The sequence below is a fragment of the Phyllobacterium sophorae genome, assembly GCF_003010965.1.
GTDB classification, from domain to species: domain Bacteria; phylum Pseudomonadota; class Alphaproteobacteria; order Rhizobiales; family Rhizobiaceae; genus Phyllobacterium; species Phyllobacterium sophorae.
Genome location: NZ_PGGM01000017.1, coordinates 145,626 through 164,429, shown reverse-complemented (window position 1 = coordinate 164,429; position 18,804 = coordinate 145,626). Strand labels below are relative to the sequence as shown.

The window sequence follows — 18,804 nt, the reverse complement described above, 5'->3', positions numbered from 1 at the left end:
CGGGACTGGAAAACCGCCAAAGGTCGCTATAACTGCAATCATGCGAAAACTTATCGTCCTCGCCAACGCGCTCCTGCGCGACAACCGAAAATGGAACCAAAAAGCCACTTGATCAAAACGGATACTCCAGGTGCAACGCCAAGCGCAAAGACAAGCGCAGTTTTCAAAACAATGTTCTTCATGGGGATCATCTCCTCAGAATGTGAGCTCTGAGAGCGGCGACACTCTCCAACTGGCCGGAGAGCGAACTGGGATCGGTACTACCTACGCTCTCCGGGTAGCCCGCTAGCCACGATGATTCACGGGACGGCAGACCTGACAGGCAAACGTCATCGGGGTTGCAGCGTTCCGGTTTTGGGCTTCGGTCCGAAAGAGCCTTGGACTTTAGACCCTCTCCAAGATCGGTCTTAAGTCTGAATGGCGCGCAGCAAAGGTCTGAAACGCTCGTGCGGGTACTCACCCCGCGGAACAAACCCTGTGTGCCACGACTTCTGGTAGCCGAAGGGAAAGATTCTACAAGGGAGAGTAAGCATGAGACGTATTCTGTTCGCCATGGCCATGATGATGGCGGCCTCAGGAAGCGCTTTCGCGCAAGACGCGGTTGTGATTGAGGTACCGCAGCCGGCCCGTGACTATGTCATCGCGCACCCCACCGATCCTGTGGTCATCGAGGGCGATGTCGCTGTGGGCACGACTGTTCCCGCGGACGTCAAGCTGGTGCCGATCCCTGACAGTCCAGACTACGGCTATGTCTATGTCGACAAGCAGCCGGTCATCGTGACGATGAAGGACCGCAAGGTGGTTTATATGTCGAAGTGATGACCTCGAATGAGCCAAACGGAATAGGCTGACAACTTTGCTGCAGCCTCGGCTTGGCCGCTAAGACGGGGGCGGCCAAGCCAAACTCTTCGACCCCTATGCGCCATGTAACGAAGCTTGCCTTCCGCGCGTCGATCTAGTCATTGCGCGGCGATCAACTGGAACGGAGCACCGTCGTGTCGAAAAAGGATGAGTTGAGAATCCTCCATGCGTTTGAAATGCCGGTCGTGAAGGACAATCGAACTCAAATGGTCATTGTCAGCTCTGAGGAACTGGGCGGCGTATATCTCCGTTTGCTGAAGAGATCGACCGATCCGCGTTACGACATTTTCCAAGTAAATATCGTAATTAAAGGCATCGAATACGAAACCGAACAGAGCACAAGAGTTGCAGCCGGGGCCTTGGCTCGTGCGATTGCTGACCTGGCAATTATCAGTCCCTATGATGACGACTAGATCATTAGCGCACATCATTGCGCTCCAGTCCTCTAAGCCGCTAGAATATGGCTTGTTCAGATCGGACCCAAGCTACGCTGCACCGGTTAGGTCCAGAGGGTCCGGAGCTCTCGCCGGTCGGCGGCTTGGCCCGCCCCAGGCTTAAATCTACAGGAGGCGCGATGCTTGCCCATGTCAAGGTGGTTCCCGTTCTTTGCAGCGCGGTCTTGGCGCTGGCCCTGGTAGCGGCGCCTTATAAAGTTACGTTCGGCCATCACTTCCTTGAACTGAACGTCCAGACGGCGTGGGGAAAAGATGGCGGCAACGGCGGAGGCGGTGCTGGCGGCAACAATGGCAGCGGTGGTGGCAATAACGGCAGCAAGGGTGGAGGCAATGCCGGCGGTAACAACGGGAACGATGGCAATGGTGGCGGCAAGAATGATGGCGGCAAGGCCGGCAGTGATAGCGGAGGCAGAGGCGGCAAAAGCAACAGTGCTGGCAACACCGGCAATGCTCAGGGCGGGAACGTCAATCAGTCTACCCCTGCCGAGAATGTCGCGATCGACGGTGCCACAATGGAGGTTCGGCACTGGAACGGAATGAGTGAAAGAATTAAAGATGGACGCTACGTTATGAAGGACGCGAAAGGCCGCACAATCATCAATCGAACCGCGACAACATCTGATCAATCAAGATTGCAATCGTTCAACCGCTAAAGCGGGCACCTTTTCCCGCCAACAGATTTCATGACCGGCGTCGCGCAATGCCATAGCAGCTTCGGTCCGGTTTGTGAGGTTGAGTTTGGCAAGGATGCGTCCCATATGGTGTTTCACCGTCTTTTCGTGCAGGTCAAGCTTCAGCGCAATGCGCTTGTTGCTTAATCCTGCCGCAACAAGGTTCAATACTTCATGCTCGCGGGCGGTCAGTCCGGCGATCGAGTGATTTTTGCCAGGCGCACCGGACATCGATGATGCGTCCGAGAGCAACCGGGCCGATAGGGAAGGAGAAACATAGCCCTCACCGGAGGCCACGGCGAGAACTATACCCGCGAGTGCCCGGGAACCGACGCCTTTCAGGACATATCCTTTCGCGCCGCTGTTCAAGGCAATGGTCACATCGTCGCTCGTCTCGGAGACAGTCAGCATAATGATCTTCTGATCGGGAACGCGGGCCAGTATCGGCGAGATCGCGTCCAGACCTCCACCGGGCATTGAAACGTCGAGCAAAATGACATCTGGAAGGTACTCGAGTGCAATCCGAATTGCGTCCTCCTTCGTGCTTCCTTCTGCCACGATTTCGAGGCCGCTGATTTCACCAAGACTGCGTTTAACGCCCTCTCTGAACAGGGGATGATCGTCGATGACTGCTATTCGGATTTCCCCCATCATGTATGCTCCATACCGTACGTACGCTGGACGGTCTGATCCCCGAAAATAACCGGCTTCTCCTAATCGCTGCCCCCGCCGGCAGAGGGTCAGGCACTGGTCTCTCTTAAATGATCTCACCATCATAATGTCCGCCGGATGATAAGGGAACGGAGAGTTGCGGCCGTGCGTTTATCGGCATGCGCGAACTACGACCAACCTCGGTAAGACGAAAGACATCGAGTCCGTTGGCGTAGCAGCGCTGTGGCTTGTTGCGCATTGGCCTGTGCAAACGGGAGACAAATACCAAGCTGCTCGGCAAGCATGTTTGGAGGCTTGGGGTGAAAAAGTCACTTGTACCGCCTGCCGGGACGCCTTCATTGAAGCTGCCAAAGAGGCAGGCATTTACGTCACCCACCAGCGACTATAGTTCTGTTTTGATTGGTAGCACTAAGACTTTGGTCCGATGGCGTTTTTCGCGGATGAGAGCTATTCTTCCAGCGCGAGCTCGCGTCGGCAAGACGGCGGGCCAGTCATGGGGCAAACAATAGAAAGGCCAGGGCAATGGCCAACAAACGCAACGATTGGGGTGACAATTCAGGCAACTATTTCGACGAGATGCAATCCCATCCGAATACGCTCAGTGAGCAACTCTTTTTAGAGGCGGTGCATGGCAGGTTCGGGCGTGTGATCTCATTCACAATGATCGCGTTCATAGCGGTGGCCACCATTCTGTTCGTTACCATTTTCAGCATTGTTGAAGCGATGGTACCTAGCTTGGCTGAACAGCGGAAGCGCAGTGAGCGCATGCGCGACGATGAGGTCTAGCGCTTTGTTTGTTCGATCTCCGCCTGCTCTAGACGCTCGAGCTTTGTTGAATCGATCGCCATGAGTATGACCTTGAAGTGACTGCGAAATGCCACCTGCATGTCGTCCTGGCGCATTCGGCCGTACGGACACTCGTAGGCCTGTGCCGGCAGAAGATCCAGTTCGACACCCAAGACGATGACTACCCGCATGGCTGTAAGCTGCGCGGGCGTATCAAGCAATATATCGTACACATGCAGTATCCATTAATGTACAGGCAAAGCAGAACTAAAAATCATCGTTCGAATAGTGGAGATCCCAGGATGAAGATTGATTTAGGCGAAGTGCTTGATCCATTTCGCAGGCACGTCATCGACATCAAAGATGCGCTTGCTCATGCCCGTTATCGCTACGATGGGCTCGATTTGATCTTGGAGACGGTCTCCAACTCCAAGGTCCGCGGTGCCTCACAGGAGATTTTCGCCGTGGCGGGTGAAAAGATGAATGTCGTTGACGATATGCTAGACGAACTCTATCGGCAGCTATCTGACGCCGATCGGATGCTCGAAGCTTACGAGTCAAAACGAGAGTGACGCCTGTTTCGGAGCTGCCCCGATGACCCGACGGAATTCCGGCGGGCCCACGGCCAAGGACTTCCCGGGGCGGCTATGATCTTGTTGCCATGTCCGATTGCCTGCTTGATATGGCGATCCCGTCGGGGCTGGTCGGCATGTAAAGGAGCATCTGGCGAAAGAAGGAACCTGGCTGATCGTCGAACCGTCGGCGCATGACACACTCAACGATAATCTCAACCCCGTCGCACGTTTGCTACGGCGCTTCCGCTATGATGTGCACACCGGCCCCTTTTCGCAGGAAGTCGTGGACTGGGAGTTAGGGCGGAGAATTACGGCTGCGTAAAGTTGCCCCCGATGCTGGATTAATCCGGTTTCGAGCGTGCTCTCGAATTCAGGTCGAGGCAATTGAGCGCAAGAGCCACATCACGCCAAGTTTAGGCTCCAATTCAGTACAGAAGCCAAGCAATGACGATTGCCACCACGACCCCAATCAGGAATACCGTGCTAAAGGTTATGGGACCGGCATTGACGCCAAGTTTCTTCAGTCGCGCGTCGCGTTTGTCCGACATGGACCTTTGTCTCCTCGCGTCGATTGCTGGCACCGTGCACGATAGCTGATCCGCTCCGCATGTGTACCGACTGCGAAGATCCACTTCGCAGGCGGCGGCGATTGCATATTCGTGGTAAAGCCGCATCACTACGGCAATTGGTGTGAGCCCTTTTTCCGTTAATGGCTGTCCGACAACGGGAATACTGTCATGTTGGGCAATGCTTCGCAACGTGTGTGGTGGCGGTCGAAGCGCGATTTTGGAGAATTGGCAGCTAGCGGCGGCCATTCGTCCTTTGCCGGACTGATCGGAGCGCCTTGGCAGCGACGAACGGGATCCCGCCGCCACCAGCGGTGTCAAAGCGTGCGAGTCAGATAAAACTCGTCCCCAGGGCTTTGCTTCGTAGAAGCCGAGTTTTTCGATCCAACTCTCGAGCGGTGGCCCGAGGCAACAACATCGAAATGCCGCCTCAGGTCCGATTGCCGCTGGCTCAACCCTGATCGATTGGCAACGCGACGAATCTTGATTGGTCCTTGGACTGCACCTGGAGGAGTACAGCCTTGCGACCCGACTTGGCCGCATCTGCAAAGGCGGTCTCGATTTCCATGCCCGTATTCACTGGCTGGTTGTTAACCGATACGATGATGTCGCCGGGCGTGAGCCCCTTGTCGGCGGCATCGCCATCCTGTTCGACGTTCGTCACCACCAGTCCCTTGCCATCATCCGATGGCATGACCGTCAGTCCAAAGTCTTCGAGCGCAGACGGCTTTGCATCGTGTGGTGAGGCGGCCGCCCCCTTGTCGTCGCCGGGCATCGCCTTGATGGCGACGTCGACCGCCTTGGCCTTGCCGTCACGCCATACCGTCAGCTCGACGTCCTCGCCAGCCTCGACCGCGGCGATCTTCTTGGCAAGGTCACGCGGATCGGCAACGGTGTTGCCGTTGACGGCGGTGATGACGTCACCAGCGGTGATGCCCGCCTTGGCGGCGGGGCCACCAGGCTGCGGTTGGGCCACGAGCGCTCCTTCGTCTTTCGCCAGGCCGAGCGAATCCGCGATCTCCTTGCTTACCGGCTGTATCTGAACGCCGATCCAGCCGCGGGATACGGAGCCCGTCTTGATCAGTTGGTCGACGACGAGCTTTGCAGTCTGCGCGGGGATCGCGAATCCGATGCCGACGCTGCCGCCAGAAGGTGAGAAGATGGCCGTGTTGACGCCGACGACGTCACCATTGAGGTTGAAGGCCGGGCCGCCCGAGTTGCCCTTGTTGACGGCTGCGTCGATCTGGATGAAATCGTCATAGGGGCCGGCACCGATGTCGCGGCCGCTGGCGGAGACGATGCCTGCGGTCACAGTGCCGCCGAGGCCGAAAGGATTGCCCACCGCAACGACCCACTCGCCTACACGGACCTTGTTGTCATCGCCGAAACCGACATAGGTGAACTTGCGGTTGTCGTCGACTTTCAGCACAGCAAGATCGGTTCGCTTGTCCTTGCCGACGAGTTTGGCGTCGAGCTCGGTGCCGTCATTGAGCACGACCGTATAGGCGCTGCCGTCTTCGACAACATGATTGTTGGTGACGAGATAGCCGTCCTGCGAGATGAAGAAGCCCGAACCTTGCGCGGTCGGACGGATGCGCTCCGGCCTGTGCTGGTTGCGGGGGGCCTTGCGCGGTTCCATGCCCCGCTGGCCGAAGAAGCGCTGCATGCCCTCGGGAAGCTGGTCTAGACCCGGCATATCCGAATTGTCGTTGTCGGCCTGTGAGGGCACGCCCTTGACGCGGACGCTGACGACTGCGGGGCTGACTTTTTCGACGATGTCCGCAAATCCGGATTCTGCAGGACCGGAAACATGGACCGCCTCAGCCTGAGCAGGCACGATGGCAGCCAGCGGGCCAGTAGCCAGCAGGCCACCGACGAGCGCCGACGACACCAACGCGGCAGCCACACGGGCCCGGTAAGTGAATGGTTTATGGTCATTTGACATACATGGTATCTCCTTGGGATGACGGCGATGTGCCGCCTTTAATATCAGACGGTTTACGCAATCCGGGGTTACGGCGACATTTCCGCGGAATGAACGATTTGTAACGGACAGCACCGGCCGTTGATTGAATTCTTCAGGGCCAGGGGCGTTTGCCGACCACCTCTTTCCTTGGCGGCGGTATGCAATCCATCCAACAGCCGGTTTCCAGCCGGCCTGTTTCGGAATGCTTGCGACCTTCCCGCGTACTCAGCTCAGGTTGGAAGCTTTGCGGGTCAGCATTCGAATTCCGAGAAACGCCGCCACGATCGTCAACATCGGGCTGGCAATGTTGAAGACAGCGTAGGGAGAATAGCTGAATGTGGAGACGCCGAGCGTGGCCGTCATATACGCGCCGCAACTGTTCCATGGTATGAGCGCGGATGTCGGTGTCGCCGATGCGCCGATGGAGCGGGAAAGCGCCACAGGTGACATGCCGCGGGCGGCAAATTCGTTCTTGAACATCCGCCCTGGCAGAACAACTGCAAGGTACTGATCAGCAGTCGCGACGTTGGTTGCGACCACGGCGGCGACGAGGGCGGCAATCAGGCTCCCGGCGGTTTTTGCCACACCGATGATCGGAGCGATCAATCTTGCCAAAATACCTGTCTTCTCGACAACCCCACCGAAGGCGAAAGCCGTAATCACCAGCCAGATCGTGTCGAGCATGCTGCTCATGCCGCCGCGCGTTGCGAGCATGTCGATGGCCGGATCGCCGGATGTCGACACATAGCCACTGGCAAGGGCGAGCCATACACCCTTGACCAGGCCAAGCCATCCCGGCACCGAATCGTCGGCGTTGGCAAAGGCGATGACCCTGTCCGGCGCAACAATCACCGCAAGCACGCCGCCAGCAAGGGCTCCAATAAAAATTGTGGTAAAGGGGGGAATTTTTAGAAGTGCCAGACCCACGACGAGGATCAGCGGCGCAAACAATGCGGGGGATATATGGAACGCTTTGTTGATCGCAGCCATTTTGGCGCTGGCGTCAAAGCTTGCTGTGCCGCTGAAAAACCAGAACACCCCAAGCGAAAGCAGAAGCGCCAGAATCGAAATCAACGAGGTTTCGCGGATGTGGTCATAGAGATCGGCGTTGGCGGCACCCGCGGCAAGGTTCGCTGAATCAGACAATGGCGATGTCGTATCTCCGAAATAAGCGCCGGAAATGATTGCGGCGGCCGTGATCGCCGGATCCAGCCCCATGTTGCTGGATATGCCCATAAGGCCGATGCCGATCGTTCCCACGACGGTCCATGAACTGCCTATCCCGAACGAAACCAGGGCGCAGATTGCCGCGGTGGTGACATAGAAATAGTTCGGATTGAGCAGCTGCAAACCGTAGTAAACCATCGCGGAAAGCGTTCCACTCAACGCCCAGGTACCAATCAGCGCTCCTACAGCAAAGAGAATGAAGATTGCACCGATGCCCGTGCTCACGCTGGCAATCGCGGCGTTGCGCAGCTCGTCAAGTGTGTACCCGTGACGCCGGGTTACCACCACGGCAACCATCGTGGCGATGACCAAAGCGACCTGATTGGGTCCTGACGTCCCCCCGTCACCAAACAGGTGGTAGGAAAGGGCGACAAGCAGGATGAGGGTTGCGACAGGTATTATCGCTTCGATCAACGCCAGGGGCGGATGGGATTGTTCCGGCATGGGTCAAAGCCTCTTACGTGGTATAGCGCGAATGACGGTTGCTACAGTAGGTGTGAAGGCGATTCCCCAGTGCGTCTCCCGCGATGGTGCGCATGTCAACGCCAGGGTACCATCCATCTTGATTGCATCTGTTGGCACCGCGAAACAACCTGCGTCAGCCATGAAGTTTGCGCAGGAGCAGGCCGAACCTCTCCTCGGGTACCGCATCGGTAAGCGCAAGAGTTGGCCTACTACGTGGCCCAGTCCAAATTCCGGTCTTAAGCTCGGTTGGAGTATACCCGAACTCGTGTTTGAACGCGCGGCTGAACTCCGACCCGTTGCCGAATCCACTCTGCTTAGCAACCTCAGTGACACGGCGATGATCATTCGGATCAGTCAGCGCCGAGTGGGCTTCAAGAAGTCGACGCCGCTGAATATAGCGTAGGACACCGCCGAACTGCTCGAAAAGGCGGTAGAGGTGCGTGCGAGAAATGCCGAGTTCATCGCGTAGTCTGTCGGCACCGAAGCTGGGGTCGGACAGATTCCTTTGCACGCAACAACGCGCCCTCTCGAGCATGATCGTGCCGGTTTGCCCCTTCGCATCCCGCAGCTGTTCGCCGGACGGCATTGCACAGGCCAATATCATTGCTCGCGTCGCCGCCGCGAGGCCTGGAACACCTGCGGCATTGACCATAGATAGTCGCTTTGCCAGAGCTAAGAGGTAGTCAGAGAATAATCGGCCCATCCCGGTATTGATTGTGGAGAACTCTGATGCGGCGAGCACCTGTGTCACCTCGGCGGAGAAATCGCGAGGGATGTACAGAGTGAGCATTTCACTTTTTGTCGACCATCCTTCAAACGGCCGGCACAGCGAGTGGATTTGCACCTCCCCCGCTTGACCTTCAAAGGACCCGTGCGGTGTAACTGTACCCATGCGCCCATAGAGCAATGATGTCATGGTCCAGTGATCGGGCGGAGCTCTTCGTGCACGGCCGCCCTCGCTCGCGAATGTCATCGCGTCGGTTTCGATTTGCGAGAAGGCTAGGCAACCGAGATCCCAGATCACCTGTTTTCCCCTGAAACCAATCGAGCTGTCATCAGGTTTGGTAAGTGTGAGTATTGGCGAGAAACTCTTGCGCCAGGCCTCAAATTGAGATTCTGCTGGTAACTCTCGCGTATCAAACGTGAAGCTGGGAACGCACCATATTCCTGGGAGGCGACCCGCGCCAACAATCTCCGGCAGCATCGCAAACCGGCTCCTTCTTTCCTGCGTCACCGGCACCCATGACAGCCGTGCCCCGAGAAGATCGCGAATTTCAGTAATCAACCGAATCGCGGACGATCGGACATGTCATGCAATGGCCGCCGCCCCGGCCACGGCCAAGCTCCGCGCCGGTGATGGTGATGACCTCGATGCCCTCCTTGCGCAACAGGGTATTGGTGTAGGTGTTGCGGTCATAGGCATAAACGACACCCGGCGCAGCACAGACGAGATTCGCACCGCTGTCCCACTGCGTGCGCTCACGCACATAATCGTTGCCGCCGGTTTCGACCACACGCATCTCCTTGAGGCCGAGTGCATCGCGGACCGTTTCGACGAATGTGCCCTTGTCCTTATGCAGTTCGACCGTACCCTCCTTGTCTCCAGGCCGATATGAGAAAGCGTCAATATTGTTGACGATGTCAGGATAGAGGAGCACGCAATCGCGGTCGGCGAAGGTGAACACCGTGTCAAGGTGCATGGCGGCACGCAACTTGGGCATAGCGGCAACGATCACGCGCTCGGCTGCTCCCCGTTCGAACAACTTCAATGCCAGCTGGCTGATTGCCTGGCGCGAGGTACGCTCACTCATGCCGATAAGGACATTGCCCTTGCCAATCGGCATGACGTCACCGCCTTCGAGCGTAGCAAGCCCCCAATCCTCAGTGGGGTCGCCCCACCAGACATTGACCTTTCCGGCAAAGCTCGGATGGAACTTGTATATGGAGGTGGTCAGGATCGTCTCCTCATGGCGCGCCGGCCAATAAAGCGGGTTCAACGTGACCCCGCCATAGATCCAGCATGTCGTATCGCGTGTATAGAGCGTATTGGGAAGCGGTGGCAGCAGGTATTCGTTGACCCCCGCAGCGTCTCTGACGAGTTTCAGCATTTCACCGCCATGCGTTTCGGGAAACTCATAGGTTGAGAGGCCGCCGATCAGCGTTTCTGCAAGCTCCCGGTTGGGCAATCCCTCCAGATAGCTGCGAATTTCATCCACCAAGCCAAGGCCGACCTGGTTGACGACAACCTGATTGTCGAGAATCCACTTCTTCCCTTCAGGAACGGCCACAGTGTCGGCAAGGAGGTTATGCATCTCCAGCACCTCGATACCGCGATCACGCATCTTGGTGATGAAGTCGAAGTGGTCACGCTTGGCATTGTCGACCCACAACACATCGTCGAAAAGCAGGTCGTCGCAATTGCTGGGTGTAAGCCGTTGATGCGCCCGGCCCGGCGCGCACACCATGACTTTCCGTAGCTGGCCAACTTCGGAATGAACGCCAAAGTCGCTGGTTTCAGTGTTTGGAGAAGCTGACATGTTGGACCTCCCGAGATGAACTAGATTGTGATGTAGCCGGTTGCGAGCCCGACGACTGCTGCGATGCAGCCGATTGCTGCCGCGGCGAAGATGATCCAGTCGACCCAGGTGTTGAAGACTGGCTTGCCCTGCTCGCGCCGCGCCCAGACGTAGAGCAAGGTGCCGGGTGCATAGAGAAGCGCGGAGAGCAGAACGAATTTCAGCCCGCCTGCCAGGATCATAAAGAGCGTGTAGATAGCGGCGACGCTGGCGATGATGAGATCGCGGTTCGGTTGCTGGGGCTCGGTGTCGTATGTCTCGGCGCGCCTGGCGAGCAGGACGCCGAAAGCCGCCACGAACAGGTAAGGGATCAGCGACATCGCGCTGGTCAGGTTCAGCATCAATGCAAATGCGTCCTGGGACCAATACGTGCTGATGACGAACAGCTGCACGATAATGTTCGTGAGCCACAGAGCTGCGGCGGGAACCTTGTTCTGGTTCTCGGTTGCGAACAATTTTGGCATGTCGTTGGTTCTGGCAGCGATAAACAGGACTTCAGCGCAGACCAGCGACCAAGCCAGGTATGCGCCGAGCACCGAAACGATCACGCCAATGCTGATGAAGACCGCACCCCAGTGACCGACGGCGGCTTCGAGCACTCCGGCCATGGAGGGCTGACTCATGGCGGCTATCTCAGCACGCGGCATGACCGCGTATGGCAGAAGGGTTACCAGGACCATCAGGGTGGTCACGCCGACAAAGCCGAGAATGGTCGCCGTGCCCACGTCGGAACGCTTCGTGGCATAGCGCGAATAATTGCTCGCACCTTCGATACCGATGAAGACGAAGACCGTAGCCAGCATGGTTGCACGAACTTGTTCGAACAGACTTGCGTCCGGCATGCCAACACCACCCCAGAAATTGGCGCTGAACATGTCCGCCTTGAAGAACAGAAACAAGATGAGGATAAAGAGAAGAATGGGGACAACCTTCGCAACAGTCACAACCGAGTTGATGAAAGCGGCCTGCTGGATACCCCTCAAGATCATGAAATGGAACAGCCAGATGCCTACTGAGGCGACGACGATGGCGACAACCGTGTTGCCGTCGCCGAACACCGGGAAAAACAATCCGAGCGTTGATTTGATCAGTACCCAGTAGGAAACGTTGCCGATGCAGCTGCCGATCCAGTAGCCGAACGCCGAAAGAAAGCCCGGATAGTCGCCGAAGCCTTCCTTCGCGTAGGCGAACACGCCGGCGTCGAGTTCAGGTTTGCGTTCGGCGAGAGACTGGAACACGCGGGCTAGCATGTACATGCCACCGCCGGCGATGCACCAGGCGATGATCGCCCCGAAAGGTCCCGTCGCGTTGCCGAAAGTGCGCGGAAGCGAAAATATACCGGCACCAACCATTGAACCCACGACCATGGCGGTGAGCGCGAACAGGGAAAATTTCTGAGTAGCACCTGAGGCCATGATACACCCCGAGAGTTGATCAGGTTGCTGACGTAGCAAAAGGTAAAATCCAGATACGAACTATAGCGCTATTGAATGTCGAGGAGATCAGCACAGAGTCCCAAATTTGGGCGCAGCATTTCTAATTGTGCGGTCCCCATGTCCGAGGCAAATATGCCTGCATCGCAAAACCGCTTTGGCGGTGGAGCGGTTTCACGCGCTTCTATGGCCGCGACAAAAACTCTACTGCTGCCGCTGCCGCACGAAATATTGTTTCAATCGTGCGATCTTCCCGATAGTCCATGCCTTCCGTTCCAAAACAACGAGCCACGCGTCAATATAGTGCTCGGGCGCGAACACATGCCCGTAGCCCACGGGCGTGCTAGTGGCGACTGCCATGTCGAAAGCAAGCTGGAGCCCTGTCACCACAGGATACCAACGAAACTCAGGCGACACGTCCGGTCCACGCGGCGCGTCCAGCCAGTCGGGGCGGCGGTAAAAATCGCGGTAATCGAAGAATGTCACCGGGTCGCTTGCATATTGGAGATAGACGATCCGCGCCGGTCCCCATGGCTGGTTAGTCTGGCTCATGTCGCCTCTCTGATTCATGAATCTGACAAAAGATCCGCTCCGGAATTGCGGAAGCCAGGCTGGCGATCCCGGGTTGCGACGTTCCATGACACTCCGCCAGAAACCGCTCTGGAATGGAGGGCCGCTCCACAGCGCGCCCTGAATTGGATCGCCGAGCATTTCATAAAGTTCGAATGAATTTTCGGAGTTCAGCGCGCCGAGACTGAGGCCATGGAGGTACAGCTTCGGCCGCGTTTCCGGCGGCAGTGTCGTCCAATACTCATAGACGGTGCGAAGCAATGCCTGCGACGTCTCCTTGCCGTATTCCGGGTCCATCAACAACGAAAGCGGGCTGGAAAGATAGGAATACTGGACCGCGACGCTCGCGACATCCCCGTCGCACAAATATTCAAGAGTGTCGATCGCGGCAGGGTCGATCCAGCCTGTGCCAGTGGGTGTGACCACAACAAGGGCGGACCGCCTGAACGCGTCGGTGCGCTTGAGTTCGTCAAGCGCCAGGTGCGCTCGTCGTTCAGGTGTTTCCGCGGCCGCGAGCCCGATATAGACCCTGATGGGCTCGAGCGCGGGGCCATCCCCAAGCGCGCTGATTTCTGAAGCTGTCGGTCCGCTGGCGACAAACGCTCGGCCCGTACGCCCGAGGTCTTCCCACCCAACCGACGAGGCGGCACTTCCGGACCTAAGCGGAGATATGGGCGGGGTCTTATCCGCCTCGAAGTACTGGTCGAACGACGCGAACGATGCGTCAGCGACATGCAGCATGTATCGAATGAGCACACCATTGGCGATGGCCCAGACGGACACTATCGTTAGGGCGTAACCGATAACCCGTGCCACCCTCCACGGAAGAAGATGCCTCATACGCATTGCGATTGCATGCGAGACAAGGCTCAAGCCTCGGGCCAGCGCAATGAGCAACAGGAAAATGATGAGCGTGATGGCGCAGACCTCGAGAGGCTGTGCGCTTGGCAGCGGTTCCATCTCCATCAGTTTTCGTATTGAATTCTGCCACCCTGCCGACAACCATAGCACCGTCGCGGCGAGGATGAGGAAAACTGCCGCCGAGATCCGTTTGATGACGCGCGACGATCGTTCGACCGGCAGGGGCAGCTCCATGTAACCCCACAACAGCCTGCACAGGACACCGATGCCGTATCCGACGGCAAAGCACCATCCGGAAATTACCCCCTGGATCAGATAGGATCTAGGCGTAAGCGTCGGCGTCATCGAGGCAACAAAAAATGCGGTGCCGACAAGCAGTCCGCTGGTGGAAAACGAGCGCCAGAACCGCGCAATCCAGCTATTCGTCAAACTGGGGGAACTCCGTTGAAGGCATCAGCGTCCGGAAAAGCAGCCAAAGACCAAGCGACAACACCAGCACTTCGACGAACGTCGTCAGGATAACGACGGCAAGGCCGAGGATGTCTCCCGCAGAGACCCAACTGGCCCTCTCGCCGGTCACCTGCACAACCGGGATACCGGCCTGCGGGGCGCGGAGAAAATACAAGAACAGCTGAGCAGTCTCGAACAGCATTATCAACATCGAGAGGATCAGGCCGATGATGGTGCAGACCACGCCGATCCAGACGACGCGCTTGACGGCGGAGATCTGAGGGCGGCGCGAAGGAACCTCGATCCGTTCCGCCAACCCGACATAGCGATACGACCACGCTGTCGTGAAGGCCAGTATCAGCAGGCTCAATATCGTAAGATATTCTGTGAGCGCCAGCCCGCCACGGGTGCCAAGGCCGCCCCCTTGCCGCCCTAACGTAAAAGCATAAATTGCCAGCGATATTGATATGACCCCGATCACAACTTGTGCCCAAAAGCCAATCTTGCCGACGCGCCGGAAGCTCCCGGCGAGACTGTTGCGGGGTGAAAATCCAACCATCTGCCCTAAACCTTTCGGTTCCGATTGTGAATTCTGAGCGCGAAGATTCGCTTGCGCCCGCGGGTGAACCTGCATGTTCGTACAATTCCGCCTCGTGGATCGAGCTCTCCGTGGAGGTATGCTTTGCGGCGGGTCAAGCCACTCGCGGCAATACCGATGACAATGAGGAACGCCCCGATGCAAGCGCTCGCAGCTCCATCACTCCTGCGGAGATCAGGTCTCTTGTGAAGTGGTCTGCGCAAGATGGCTTCACCCAGGAATTCGCCCTCCGAAGCCCGAACCGCCGCCTTAACGATGGACAGTCTACTTTGGCGGAGGAAAGACCATCGACGGTTGCTCCGACTTTTCCCCGGTGCCGGCCAACGTGTTCACAACGCCGCCGGCACATTGCAAAAATGCCTGCCTACGCGGAAACCTTCTGCAAGGCGTCGCGCAGTACCTGTTCCTTGGTTTCGTCCAATGATGTCTTGAGCACCACGCCACCGAAAGCGGAGATGTCCTTCAAGACCTTATCTGCCGTCATCGAGTGAACGAGCGTGAATAGAACCGCATTGCCAGGCTCAATGTTTGCGGTGAGATCCTTCATGAAGGAATCGTTGATTCCGACATCGGTCAGTGCCCCACCCAACGCACCCGAGGCGGCACCCACCGCCACCCCGATCAGCGGATTGAGAAAGAGAATGCCGATCAGCAAGCCCCAGAAGCTGCCCGAAACAGCACCTGCCGCGGTCGTGTTGACCATCTGGTTGAGCTTGATTTTGCCCGAGTCCGTTTTTGTGGCGATGACGACATCGCCGAGAGTGACCAAGTAATCCTTCTGCAGTTCAAAAAGGCGCTGGCGCACCTCCTCCGCCTTTTCTTCGGTGGGATAAACGATTGCAATCAGGTCAGACATGGTACCTCCTTTTGACAAGTTTTCGTGCTTGCATTGGGTCGACGGTCAACATGGCGCGATGTAGATCGTGCCATCACTGCGTCGATAGCGGCAGTGGTTTCGGTCCTGGCTGGGCGTCGACGCGGTTCCGACAACGGCCCCCAACAGCGCGCCGGCGGCCGCGCCGCCTACGGTAGCTCGCGTGCTGCGGCCGATCGCCTGACCGGCCACAGCACCCAATCCGCCGCCTACCAAAGCGCCTGTTCCGGCCCGCCGGTCCTGTTCGTTCGTTGCGCAACCGGAAATAGATATCGTCACAACAGTGATGGCAACTGCGATGTTAAAAGCCCTCATGCCATAGCTCCCTCTTCTAATTCTGGAATTCAAACAGGCCGGGTTCCGCCGCCCCTCATTTGATGCTCAGGTCGACTTTAGATCGCGAGGTTCACCACCGATAGCTCGCACTCATCGCGTAAGGAATGCCAGCAGCGTCAGCCCAGCCATTTGGGCGCGGAAGCACTGCAGCGTCACCAACATACTATAGCGCCACTGGGCTCCCCAATGATCGGCTGAGAATCCCAACAATACGCCGAGCATCCCAATCTTTGGCAAACATAGCAAAATCGGTTGAGACAGGCCCGTTCGTGGCTGTAACGTACTGTACCAGCTGTTCTGTCCGTGCTGACCTGCTTCATCGACAGACCGTTACGGCTTTCGAGATTCAATGCTCCCACCGCCAATCGTCATGGAGGAAAGCTTGAAAAAGAATTTCTTTGTCACGCTCCGGCAAGCCGACAAGCACCGGTTTGGCCCCGACCATATCGCGCAAATCTGGGCCAAGCTGATGAAGCGGCTCGGTTACACGCGCTACGTTGCGCAGGGTGGCGATTGCGGCTCCCCAGTCTCAAACGCGATGGCGCGCCAGGCACCTGAAGGTTTGCCCGGCATCCACATCAAACTGCCGGCGATCGTACCGCCCGATATTGCCGCGGTGCTAGCGGCTGCGCCAGCGGGATTGACCGAGAAGGAGCGCGCGACGTTCGATGCGCTCAGCGCTGGCGCCAAGATGGGAAACAGGTCATATGCGTTGATGACGGGAACGCGGCCGCAGACGATCGGCGATGCGCTTGCCGATTCGCCTGTCGGCCTTGCCGCGTGGATGCTCGGGCATCCCGGTTTCTCGACGTGGACGTACAATAGCGACGATCCGGAAACGTCACCTGACGAGGTGCTTGACGATGTCACGCTTTACTGGCTGACGACCAGCGGCACTTCATCGGCGCGGCTTTATTGGGAGACCGGTGGCCGCAGCGCTGCATTTGCGGGTCCGGAGATGACGTCCGAAATTTCGCTCCCGGTCGCCATCACCGTTTTTCCGGGCGAGAGCTATCGCGCGCCGGAGACCCCTTGCGCGGCGCGGCTATCGCAACCCGATCTATTCCACGAGGTCGACAGGGGTGGTCACTTTGCCGCTTGGGAACAACCGAAAATTTTCGCCCAAGAATTAAGAGCGGCGTCCGGATCGTTGCGACAACCAATCTGATGGGGAGAACAACACCCCCCTCAAGGCCCGGCGTTCCATTCGATGCTCGCATCTCGCACTCGGTGAGACGTTCGTTCAATACCAAGGAGAGAATTCATGACCAATGCAGGAGCAGACATGAAACTCGAGGTGGCCGTTATCCCTGTTTCGGATATCGATCGCGCCATGCGCTTTTACGACAGCCTGGGCTGGAGGCTTGATGCCGACTTCGTCAGAAAAGACGGGTCTCGCGCCGTCCAGTTCACGCCCCCTGGCTCACACTGTTCGATCCATTTGGGGAGCGCAACGGGCCTTTTTCTCGTCGTGCCCGACGTCGAAGCGGCGCGCGCGGAGCTCGCCGGGCGCGGTGTCGAAGTCAGCGAGGTGTTCCATAGTGGCGACGGACCCGGCCGAGTCCAGGGCGTGGATCCGGAGCGGCGCAGTTACGCCTCATTCGCCTCCTTCAGCGATCCAGACAACAACAGCTGGCTGCTGCAGGAGGTAACCGCGCGGTTGCCTGGACGCGTCGACAACGACAACACGATATTCAACTCGTCTGCGGAGCTTGCATCAGCACTGCGCCGCGCAGCGGCTGCGCACGGCGAGCACGAGAAACGCACTGGCGGTCAGCATGATGAAAATTGGCCGGATTGGTACGCCGAATACATCGTCCGGGAACAGGCCGGCGAGGAGCTGCCGTCATAACTGAAGACTCGCCGGCAAGCTTATTGCAGCATTGTCGATCGTTATGGGCACCGCACCGATCAAGGAGAGGCGGCATGAAGATATTGATGGTACTGACGTCGCACGATCAGCTTGGCAATACCGGCAAGCCAACCGGCTTCTGGCTGGAGGAGTTCGCCGCCCCTTACTACGTGTTCAAGGATTTGGACGCCACCATTACCTTGGCCTCGCCAAAGGGCGGCCAGCCACCGATCGATCCCAAGAGCGACGAACCTGGCAACCAGACCGACGCTATGGCGCGGTTCAAGAGTGATCCGGCCGCCCGGAAGGAATTGGCGAATACTGCGAGGCTTAGCAGCATTCTAGCGGAGGACTATGACACGGTCTTCTATCCGGGCGGTCATGGACCGATGTGGGACCTTGCCGATGATCCAACGTCGATCGCGTTGATCGAAGCCTTCTACAATTCCGGCAAGCCGGTCGCTGCTGTCTGTCATGCTCCGGCGGCTCTGCACAAGGTCAGCTATCAGGGACAGCCCATTGTGAAGGGCAAGCGGGTTACGGGCTTTGCCAACTCCGAGGAGGAAGCCGTGCAATTGACCAGGGTCGTGCCGTTCCTCGTGGAAGATGAGCTGAAACGATTGGGCGGCCTGTACGAAAAGGCGGACGACTGGGTGGATTTTTCCATCGTCGACGGGAGGCTGATCACCGGGCAGAATCCGGCCTCGTCCGCCTCTGCTGCAAAGAAACTGGTCACGTTATTGCGGACGTAGCGGCGCGAGTCGCCGGAAGCAACCCTCGAGACCGCAATGTTCGAAGATAAAGTTGGCAAGAGCCACATCGATATATTGAGGACCAAGAAGCAGGCGGTCACGCCCGTCCTTGCCCAGATGGTCGGCAGCAATCTCAAGATCGGAGCAACTATGCAAAGGTGGTTCTGCGTCGCGGGCGACACGGATAAATCCATCGATCCCAACAGAGTTTTCGGAAACCCAGAAAACGCTGTCCGTTCGCGATCTACTCGAAACGGG

Annotated in this window: 20 protein-coding genes and 3 pseudogenes; 11 read left to right on the top strand and 12 right to left on the bottom strand. The window is 57.8% G+C overall.

Going from position 1 to position 18,804, the window contains the following annotated elements; genetic code table 11:
* From CU103_RS27375 to CU103_RS27360, 4 genes and pseudogenes are all read left to right on the top strand, one after another.
* Nucleotides 1–112: pseudogene (locus tag CU103_RS27375) on the top strand (IS110 family transposase); the annotation flags it as partial.
* A gap of 419 nt (nucleotides 113–531) precedes the next feature.
* Nucleotides 532–819 (top strand): DUF1236 domain-containing protein, encoded by a 288-nt coding sequence (locus tag CU103_RS27370; RefSeq protein ID WP_106667184.1) that lies wholly within the window; start codon nucleotides 532–534, stop codon nucleotides 817–819.
* Nucleotides 820–995: 176 nt separating this feature from the next.
* The gene (locus CU103_RS27365) at nucleotides 996–1,274 is read left to right on the top strand and encodes a hypothetical protein (protein ID WP_106667183.1); all 279 of its coding nucleotides are present in this window, start codon (nucleotides 996–998) and stop codon (nucleotides 1,272–1,274) included.
* A 206-nt stretch (nucleotides 1,275–1,480) separates the two neighbouring features.
* Nucleotides 1,481–1,969: a hypothetical protein gene (locus CU103_RS27360; RefSeq protein ID WP_245449028.1), complete on the top strand. Its 489-nt coding sequence runs from the start codon at nucleotides 1,481–1,483 to the stop codon at nucleotides 1,967–1,969.
* Here CU103_RS27360 and CU103_RS27355 read toward each other — a convergent pair.
* The gene (locus CU103_RS27355; protein ID WP_106667181.1) at nucleotides 1,943–2,641 is read right to left on the bottom strand and encodes a LuxR C-terminal-related transcriptional regulator; all 699 of its coding nucleotides are present in this window, start codon (nucleotides 2,639–2,641) and stop codon (nucleotides 1,943–1,945) included. The genes CU103_RS27360 and CU103_RS27355 overlap by 27 nt on opposite strands.
* A gap of 154 nt (nucleotides 2,642–2,795) precedes the next feature.
* Between CU103_RS27355 and CU103_RS32930 the strand changes: the two genes are divergently transcribed.
* Nucleotides 2,796–3,047: a DUF982 domain-containing protein gene (locus CU103_RS32930; RefSeq protein ID WP_106667180.1), complete on the top strand. Its 252-nt coding sequence runs from the start codon at nucleotides 2,796–2,798 to the stop codon at nucleotides 3,045–3,047.
* Between the two features lie 134 nt (nucleotides 3,048–3,181).
* Nucleotides 3,182–3,445, top strand: coding sequence for a hypothetical protein (locus CU103_RS27345; RefSeq protein WP_106667179.1), 264 nt, complete (start codon nucleotides 3,182–3,184; stop codon nucleotides 3,443–3,445).
* On the opposite strand, the gene CU103_RS27340 is transcribed toward CU103_RS27345, so the two are convergent.
* On the bottom strand, nucleotides 3,442–3,678 hold the full coding sequence (locus tag CU103_RS27340; RefSeq protein WP_106667178.1) for a hypothetical protein: 237 nt from the start codon (nucleotides 3,676–3,678) through the stop codon (nucleotides 3,442–3,444). The genes CU103_RS27345 and CU103_RS27340 overlap by 4 nt on opposite strands.
* A 69-nt stretch (nucleotides 3,679–3,747) precedes the next feature.
* Between CU103_RS27340 and CU103_RS27335 the strand changes: the two genes are divergently transcribed.
* A complete protein-coding gene (locus CU103_RS27335) occupies nucleotides 3,748–4,017 on the top strand; it encodes a hypothetical protein (RefSeq protein WP_106667177.1) in 270 nt (89 codons plus the stop codon).
* Between the two features lie 49 nt (nucleotides 4,018–4,066).
* A pseudogene (locus tag CU103_RS32330) lies at nucleotides 4,067–4,316 on the top strand (SAM-dependent methyltransferase); the annotation flags it as partial.
* A gap of 129 nt (nucleotides 4,317–4,445) precedes the next feature.
* Here CU103_RS32330 and CU103_RS32600 read toward each other — a convergent pair.
* From CU103_RS32600 to CU103_RS27285, 10 genes are all read right to left on the bottom strand, one after another.
* The gene (locus CU103_RS32600; RefSeq protein ID WP_280954632.1) at nucleotides 4,446–4,568 is read right to left on the bottom strand and encodes a hypothetical protein; all 123 of its coding nucleotides are present in this window, start codon (nucleotides 4,566–4,568) and stop codon (nucleotides 4,446–4,448) included.
* Nucleotides 4,569–5,037: 469 nt separating this feature from the next.
* Nucleotides 5,038–6,531 (bottom strand): Do family serine endopeptidase, encoded by a 1,494-nt coding sequence (locus CU103_RS27325; protein WP_106667175.1) that lies wholly within the window; start codon nucleotides 6,529–6,531, stop codon nucleotides 5,038–5,040.
* 246 nt (nucleotides 6,532–6,777) lie between these two features.
* On the bottom strand, nucleotides 6,778–8,223 hold the full coding sequence (locus CU103_RS27320) for a Na+/H+ antiporter NhaC family protein (RefSeq protein WP_106667174.1): 1,446 nt from the start codon (nucleotides 8,221–8,223) through the stop codon (nucleotides 6,778–6,780).
* A gap of 154 nt (nucleotides 8,224–8,377) precedes the next feature.
* Nucleotides 8,378–9,529 carry a helix-turn-helix domain-containing protein gene (locus CU103_RS27315; RefSeq protein ID WP_146147875.1) on the bottom strand — a complete coding sequence of 384 codons (1,152 nt, stop codon included), beginning with the start codon at nucleotides 9,527–9,529 and terminating at the stop codon, nucleotides 8,378–8,380.
* Nucleotides 9,519–10,781: an arginine deiminase gene (gene arcA / locus CU103_RS27310; protein ID WP_106667172.1), complete on the bottom strand. Its 1,263-nt coding sequence runs from the start codon at nucleotides 10,779–10,781 to the stop codon at nucleotides 9,519–9,521. The genes CU103_RS27315 and arcA overlap by 11 nt, the downstream gene beginning before the upstream one ends.
* Before the next feature lie 20 nt (nucleotides 10,782–10,801).
* Entirely contained in the window at nucleotides 10,802–12,235 is a 1,434-nt protein-coding gene (locus CU103_RS27305) for a basic amino acid/polyamine antiporter (RefSeq protein ID WP_106667171.1), read from the bottom strand.
* A 222-nt stretch (nucleotides 12,236–12,457) separates the two neighbouring features.
* Nucleotides 12,458–14,113, bottom strand: a complete 1,656-nt coding sequence (locus CU103_RS27300; RefSeq protein WP_245449027.1) for an alpha/beta hydrolase — start codon at nucleotides 14,111–14,113, stop codon at nucleotides 12,458–12,460.
* The gene (locus tag CU103_RS27295) at nucleotides 14,103–14,693 is read right to left on the bottom strand and encodes a DUF3611 family protein (RefSeq protein ID WP_106667203.1); all 591 of its coding nucleotides are present in this window, start codon (nucleotides 14,691–14,693) and stop codon (nucleotides 14,103–14,105) included. The genes CU103_RS27300 and CU103_RS27295 overlap by 11 nt, the downstream gene beginning before the upstream one ends.
* Nucleotides 14,694–15,096: 403 nt before the next feature.
* The gene (locus CU103_RS27290) at nucleotides 15,097–15,588 is read right to left on the bottom strand and encodes a DUF1269 domain-containing protein (protein ID WP_106667170.1); all 492 of its coding nucleotides are present in this window, start codon (nucleotides 15,586–15,588) and stop codon (nucleotides 15,097–15,099) included.
* A 45-nt stretch (nucleotides 15,589–15,633) separates the two neighbouring features.
* Nucleotides 15,634–15,921 (bottom strand): glycine zipper 2TM domain-containing protein, encoded by a 288-nt coding sequence (locus CU103_RS27285; protein WP_106667169.1) that lies wholly within the window; start codon nucleotides 15,919–15,921, stop codon nucleotides 15,634–15,636.
* A gap of 428 nt (nucleotides 15,922–16,349) precedes the next feature.
* On the opposite strand from CU103_RS27285, the pseudogene CU103_RS27280 reads away from it, so the two are divergent.
* From CU103_RS27280 to CU103_RS27270, 3 genes and pseudogenes are all read left to right on the top strand, one after another.
* Nucleotides 16,350–17,110 (top strand): annotated as a pseudogene (locus CU103_RS27280) (epoxide hydrolase); the annotation flags it as partial.
* A gap of 96 nt (nucleotides 17,111–17,206) precedes the next feature.
* The gene (locus tag CU103_RS27275) at nucleotides 17,207–17,794 is read left to right on the top strand and encodes a VOC family protein (RefSeq protein WP_106667168.1); all 588 of its coding nucleotides are present in this window, start codon (nucleotides 17,207–17,209) and stop codon (nucleotides 17,792–17,794) included.
* Between the two features lie 74 nt (nucleotides 17,795–17,868).
* Nucleotides 17,869–18,546 carry a type 1 glutamine amidotransferase domain-containing protein gene (locus CU103_RS27270; protein ID WP_106667167.1) on the top strand — a complete coding sequence of 226 codons (678 nt, stop codon included), beginning with the start codon at nucleotides 17,869–17,871 and terminating at the stop codon, nucleotides 18,544–18,546.
* Nucleotides 18,547–18,804 lie beyond the last annotated feature (258 nt).

Coding starts and splice junctions, on each gene's coding strand:
- CU103_RS27290 (WP_106667170.1), bottom strand. CDS start 15,588: ATGTCTGACCTGATTGCAATCGTTTATCCCACCGAAGAAAAGGCGGAG.
- CU103_RS27370 (WP_106667184.1), top strand. CDS start 532: ATGAGACGTATTCTGTTCGCCATGGCCATGATGATGGCGGCCTCAGGA.
- CU103_RS27275 (WP_106667168.1), top strand. CDS start 17,207: ATGACCAATGCAGGAGCAGACATGAAACTCGAGGTGGCCGTTATCCCT.
- arcA (WP_106667172.1), bottom strand. CDS start 10,781: ATGTCAGCTTCTCCAAACACTGAAACCAGCGACTTTGGCGTTCATTCC.
- CU103_RS27305 (WP_106667171.1), bottom strand. CDS start 12,235: ATGGCCTCAGGTGCTACTCAGAAATTTTCCCTGTTCGCGCTCACCGCC.
- CU103_RS27325 (WP_106667175.1), bottom strand. CDS start 6,531: ATGTCAAATGACCATAAACCATTCACTTACCGGGCCCGTGTGGCTGCC.
- CU103_RS27295 (WP_106667203.1), bottom strand. CDS start 14,693: ATGGTTGGATTTTCACCCCGCAACAGTCTCGCCGGGAGCTTCCGGCGC.
- CU103_RS27285 (WP_106667169.1), bottom strand. CDS start 15,921: ATGAGGGCTTTTAACATCGCAGTTGCCATCACTGTTGTGACGATATCT.
- CU103_RS27335 (WP_106667177.1), top strand. CDS start 3,748: ATGAAGATTGATTTAGGCGAAGTGCTTGATCCATTTCGCAGGCACGTC.
- CU103_RS27270 (WP_106667167.1), top strand. CDS start 17,869: ATGAAGATATTGATGGTACTGACGTCGCACGATCAGCTTGGCAATACC.
- CU103_RS27320 (WP_106667174.1), bottom strand. CDS start 8,223: ATGCCGGAACAATCCCATCCGCCCCTGGCGTTGATCGAAGCGATAATA.
- CU103_RS27355 (WP_106667181.1), bottom strand. CDS start 2,641: ATGATGGGGGAAATCCGAATAGCAGTCATCGACGATCATCCCCTGTTC.
- CU103_RS32600 (WP_280954632.1), bottom strand. CDS start 4,568: ATGTCGGACAAACGCGACGCGCGACTGAAGAAACTTGGCGTCAATGCC.
- CU103_RS27345 (WP_106667179.1), top strand. CDS start 3,182: ATGGCCAACAAACGCAACGATTGGGGTGACAATTCAGGCAACTATTTC.